At 67.2% G+C, this 4944-nt stretch carries 6 protein-coding genes; all 6 read right to left on the reverse strand.

Features of this window, described 5'->3' with window-relative positions; translation table 11 throughout:
* Positions 1–172 precede the first annotated feature (172 nt).
* Positions 173–496 (reverse strand): hypothetical protein, encoded by a 324-nt coding sequence (locus tag Q0283_RS03700; RefSeq protein WP_298043089.1) that lies wholly within the window; start codon positions 494–496, stop codon positions 173–175.
* Positions 496–1374 carry a phage major capsid protein gene (locus Q0283_RS03705; RefSeq protein WP_298043091.1) on the reverse strand — a complete coding sequence of 293 codons (879 nt, stop codon included), beginning with the start codon at positions 1372–1374 and terminating at the stop codon, positions 496–498. The genes Q0283_RS03700 and Q0283_RS03705 overlap by 1 nt, the downstream gene beginning before the upstream one ends.
* 93 nt (positions 1375–1467) lie before the next feature.
* Positions 1468–1662: a hypothetical protein gene (locus tag Q0283_RS03710; RefSeq protein ID WP_298043093.1), complete on the reverse strand. Its 195-nt coding sequence runs from the start codon at positions 1660–1662 to the stop codon at positions 1468–1470.
* Positions 1659–2081, reverse strand: a complete 423-nt coding sequence (locus tag Q0283_RS03715) for a hypothetical protein (protein ID WP_298043095.1) — start codon at positions 2079–2081, stop codon at positions 1659–1661. The genes Q0283_RS03710 and Q0283_RS03715 overlap by 4 nt, the downstream gene beginning before the upstream one ends.
* Before the next feature lie 14 nt (positions 2082–2095).
* Positions 2096–3301, reverse strand: a complete 1206-nt coding sequence (locus Q0283_RS03720; RefSeq protein ID WP_298043096.1) for a phage portal protein — start codon at positions 3299–3301, stop codon at positions 2096–2098.
* Between the two features lie 13 nt (positions 3302–3314).
* A complete protein-coding gene (locus Q0283_RS03725; protein ID WP_298043098.1) occupies positions 3315–4784 on the reverse strand; it encodes a terminase TerL endonuclease subunit in 1470 nt (489 codons plus the stop codon).
* Positions 4785–4944 lie beyond the last annotated feature (160 nt).

A 4944-nucleotide genomic window follows, 5' to 3' on the forward strand; every position in this document is an offset into this window, starting at 1 on the left:
TCTGCGGACTGAATGGACGGACCCCCGGGCGCAGACGTGCCCGGGGGGCCTAAGTTGCCGCTGCGGGATTCCATGCCCGGAGCGGCGCTGGCGCAGGACCGACTAGAGGGAAAGGTGGACCTCGTGATGGCCGGCCTTCACCCCCCGCGCCGGGGGGTGTTGACGCCAGGTTCTAGCGGGCTCGCACCCGGTAGCGGTTGAGCACGACCTGCTCAGCCATGGTGAATCCCTGCCAGCCGGCGATGTCGTGGCTGAACGAACCGGCCGTCTGGGATTCGCGTAGGCCGGTGGGGTTCTTGCTCAGTCGGCCGGCCACCGTGGTGATGACCGCGGCCAAGTCTGGACGCTCGTACGGGTCGACCTGACCCTGTTCGTCGAAACCACGGCCCCGGGTGTAGCCGTACACCATCGCCCGGGCCAGGGTGTACGCCGCCTGATGGTCGCCGTCGAGATGGGTGGCGACATCCTCGGGGAACGGCGGGTTGACGTAGGGCATCAGATAGTGATTCCGGTGAGCTTGACGACCGCGTCATCGTTGAGGACACCGACGTCGTAGCGGGCGATCACGCGCAACGCCTGCTGATCGTAGTCCCCGAACGTCTGATCCAGCACCCTGACCGAGGGGGCCATGTCGCGGGCAACGGCGATCTGGGAGAAGTCAGCCAGGATCATGTTGCCGGTGTTCGGGGTGCCGGTGGTGTCGGGGATCCGGTTGGTGACGATCACGGGCTTGCCGAAGATCGTGTAGCCGCCGGCGCGGGTCGGGTCGGGCTGCAGCACATACTCGTTGGAGTCGGTGGCGGTCTTGATCTTGCGGAGCGCGGTGAGCTCGCGACTCGTCATGGCCCACTTGAGCGCGGTCGGGTTGACGTTCGCGGCCAGGGCGAGCGCCTCGGCGTCGAGAAGGTCATCCAGTGTGAGCGTGCCGATCCCGGTGAGCGACTGGCCGGCGTAGTTGAAGATGCCCTTCGGCAGGGTGTTGCTCGCGCCGTTGGAGGCAGACCAGAACTGGGCGTCGATGGTGTCAGCGACGTCCTTGACCAGGCGCTCCTTGAGCGCGGCGTCGAGGGCGATCACGGACTGGCGGGCCAGCTCGTTGGAGAACCGGGTCAGGGTCTTCACGCTCTTGATGGTCGACGGCAGCAGCTCGATCTCGTCGAACGTCGGGTCGAGCTCGGGAGTGATCTGCTCGTTCTCGGCAAACCAGCCCGGGGAGGTGGCGCCGCCGAGCTTGGGCAGTCGCACGGGGCCGGCGGTGTCAATGATGCGTACGCCGGCGGAGAGGAAGGTTGAGACCGCTTCGAGCGGCTTAACCAGGACCTTCTGGACCTGCTCGGCAGTGAGCTCGGATGCGGTGGAGGTGGAAACAGCCATGGTGGCTCCTTGGGGGTTTCAGCGGATGGTGTGCACGCTGGCCGCCAGGACCACAACGGGGGGCAGGGCACCAGGCCCTACCCCCCTAGGGTATCAGAACTTCATCGTGGCGATCCGGTGAGTCTTCTTGATCCCAGTGCGGATCAGCGGCAGCGGCCCGGGCCGGGCACCCTCCCGTGGCTTCGGATGGGCCCGCTCCAGCGCGTCCGCGATGCGCTCGGAGGCCTGGGCGATCCGGTGCAGATCATCGGAGATGTAGGACAGCAGCGATTCGGTGTTGTCGCTCATGCGTTCCGCCGCAACATTCCCGCGAGGTCGATGTCGGATGCGCCGCCGCGATCGCCCTGACCGACATCACCGCGAGGTTGGCGGCTGGCCAGATGCGGCTTGCGGCTGATCAGCTCGTCGACCGCGGCCTCGAGCGCCGGATGGTCGTCGAGGAGCTTGTCATCGAACGTGAGGTCGGACGGGTCCGCGAGCTTGCCCAGCGCCGCGACACGGGCATGGAACAGCTCGCGAGCGTAGTCGTCGGCCTTCTTGGCCTTCACGCGGGCCCCTGCCGCCGCCTGGCGCAACTTCTCCACGTACTCCCGCGGGAACGTCTCCGGCGTCTCTTGGGCGCCGTCCTGGGCGCCCTGGGGATCGATCTCGTTCCCGGCGTCGGGCACATGATCGGCTTCGGTCTGGGTGGTCTCGGTTTCGGTCATGGGTGGGTTTCCTTTCACTGGATCCCGAGCTTGGCCCGGGCCTCATCGGTGGTAATGAGTCCTTGTGCGTGCAACTTGGTGATGGCGTCGGCCTCCTGTGCAATCGAGCGGGTGCCGGCATCAGCCCAGATCGGTGCAGCGTCGATTCCGGCCGGATCCAGGCCGGTCCGGGTGGCGATCATCAGGCGGGCAACGTCGGCCCATGCCTTGCCGAACGTGGCCTGTCGAGCCTCGGCCTTGGCGGTCAGCGCGGCCTCGGATGCGCGGATGCTGTCGGCGCTGGTCGGGTTGTCGCCACCGATGCCGAGCATGTGTTCCGGCAGTCCGGACACCGCGGAGATGAGCCGCATGGTCACGCCGATGGCGTTCTCATAGCCGGCCAGGTCGGAGCCGTCGAGCTGGCCGAACTTGGTTTCGGGCGATTCGGAGACCATCGCCCGGTCGCCCTCCGGGATCGGGTTGATCTCGTTGCCCTGGTCGTCCTCGGTCAGCTCCAGGCCGGTGGCCCAGCGCCGGGGCCGGGCGCCGTACTCCGAGGCGGTCAGCAGGTCGGTGGTCAACTTGACCAGGGCGTCGGTCAGCGGCAGAACGTCGGTCATTTCGGAGATTCCGGACGACAGCAACCGGTCACCGTTGCGGAACCTGACCACGGGCGGGCGGCCGAACGGATTGGCCAGCGTCTCCACGGTCCGGAACCCGAGCGTGGTGGCCCCGGTCGAGTCGGCCCGGAATCGGACGATCCGATCCCGCTCATACAACACCGCGTGCGTGCTGGTCTTGTCTTCCCAGCGCTTCACGGCCCGGACCAGCTGGCGGGTGGCCGGGTCGATCTCGGCGGCCACTTGGGTGGCGGACTCCACCGACACCAGCGGACGGCCGGCGGCATCAGCCCACACGATGACGAAGCAGTCACCGAGCAGCAGTGCCTCTTTGTGGACATAGCGGGCTTGCACGTCCAGGTCGTTGGCGAGCCAGTCGGCCCAGACGTCCTGGGATGCCCGGAACCCGACGATGCGCAGCCGCTCCGCGATCGAGTCGACCAGCAGCCGCGGCACGTTCACCGAGACGGCCTGCAGCCGGTTGTTCAGCGCCTGGCGGATCTCCGGGGCCAGCATCGTGATGCCTTGGCGGCCTTCGTAGTACGCCACCGAGCGGGTGTGCTCGCCAGCGCGCTCGTCGAGCTGCTGTAACAGCCCGGTCAGAATGTCGATGTCGGTCATTGGGGGTGCTCCTTCAGTTGGCGAACGACACCGAGCGGCGCCGCTTCTTCTTGGTGGCGCGCCAGGTGGCGCGGGAATGGGCCATGACCGCGCACGAGACGAGGTCGATCTTCTTGGCGGTGCGGGACCGGGACCGTTTGGCCAGGCGGATCCCGCGGGCGTCCTCGGTCACCACCGCAGCAGCCACGTGGGCGGCCAGTGTCCGATCTCCGGTGTGGGTGAGCTTGCCGTTCACCGCGGCGGAGTACAGATCTCCGGTGGCGGCGGTCAGTCGTGACGGCGAGTGCGGGAACTCCACCACCGGCAACTTCTCCGCCTCCAAGGCCTGCAAGGTGCGGGTCCATCGGAACGGGTCAGCGATGATCTCGGCCACGGCATAATCCCGGCAGGCCTGGCGGATGGTGTCCTCGACCTCGGCCACCGGCACCCGGTAGCCGTCATCGCCGGGCGGGCGCTCCCAGACCGCGAGGGTCTGAAAGTGCGGCTCCGCCGACACGGTCGCCAGCAGCAGCGCGGTGGTGTCATCGGAGAACGAGCCATCCAGGGCGAGCACAACGTCAGACCCCGCTGGTATGGGCTCGTCGGTGGCCAGGTCGGCCCAGACCCCGGGCGGCAGGAACCCGCCCTCGGTGTCGGTGGCGAGCTGGCAGAGCCGGGCACGCCGAAACGTGGCCTCGCGAGTCTTCGGCGGCAGCAAGGCCACCAGAGCATCCCGGTGCAGAAAGTCATCCAACGCGGGGTTGGCGAGCTCCCAGCAGTGCTGGCAATCCACCGGGTGATGCTCGAAACCGGCGGCGGAGAACTCCCGGAACACCAGCGAGGAATCATCGGGATGATCGGCGGCGTACTCGCGCAGCGACAACAGGACTTGATCATCCAGGTTCGGGCCCGGCGTACCGATCGCGACCAGAACCGACTTCTCCCGCTTGCCCTGGGCGAGCTGCACGACCTCGAACAGATCCCGGTTGACCACACCCGCCTCGTCGACGATCGCCAACACATAATCGAGACCTTCAGCAGCAGCAGGCGAGGCAGGCATGACCACGAACGAGGAATCCGTCGCCGGCAGATACAGCTTGTCCTTGAAGACTTGGCACCGTGCGGCCAACTCCGGGGACAACTCCACCATGCGCCGGGCAGCAGAGAACGCAAGCCCAGCCTGACGCTCGTCGACCGCGAACACCACCACGTTGGCGCCGTCACCCCAGCAGAAAAACGCATACAGCCCGATGGCGGCCATCAACGTGGTCTTGCCCTGACCACGCGGCAGCATCAACCCGACCGTGCGAGCACCCGAGTCCAGCACGTCGGCCGCGATGCCCTTCTGAAACTCGCGCAAGTGCAACTTGCCCCGAGCACCAGTGCCCTTCGGCACACGGACGAACTTGTCGCAGAACGCGGCGAACCGATCCGACTCGATCGAGCTACGCGGCCGAAACGGCAGCGGTGACTGGTCGACAGCAGCCTTGGGCCCGGCCTTCACGGCTCCTCCTTATTGACAATGGTTGTCATGTGTAACGGTCTCTGCGCCTGCCGGACGAGTCGGGAACCCCTCTGACCGGGGTCTCCCCCCTGGGGTCGCGCTCGTCCTCGTGCCCGGTTGCAGGGCCCGCAGACGACGTCGATGTCGAGCAGTCGGACGG

Origin of the sequence: uncultured Citricoccus sp. (genome assembly GCF_937871995.1) — a bacterium.
In the GTDB taxonomy this organism is placed as follows: Bacteria; Actinomycetota; Actinomycetes; order Actinomycetales; family Micrococcaceae; genus Citricoccus.

Excerpts from the sequence above, each read along its gene's own strand:
- Q0283_RS03700 (WP_298043089.1), bottom strand. The coding sequence starts at position 496 with ATGCCCTACGTCAACCCGCCGTTCCCCGAGGATGTCGCCACCCATCTC.
- Q0283_RS03705 (WP_298043091.1), bottom strand. The coding sequence starts at position 1,374 with ATGGCTGTTTCCACCTCCACCGCATCCGAGCTCACTGCCGAGCAGGTC.
- Q0283_RS03710 (WP_298043093.1), bottom strand. The coding sequence starts at position 1,662 with ATGAGCGACAACACCGAATCGCTGCTGTCCTACATCTCCGATGATCTG.
- Q0283_RS03715 (WP_298043095.1), bottom strand. The coding sequence starts at position 2,081 with ATGACCGAAACCGAGACCACCCAGACCGAAGCCGATCATGTGCCCGAC.
- Q0283_RS03720 (WP_298043096.1), bottom strand. The coding sequence starts at position 3,301 with ATGACCGACATCGACATTCTGACCGGGCTGTTACAGCAGCTCGACGAG.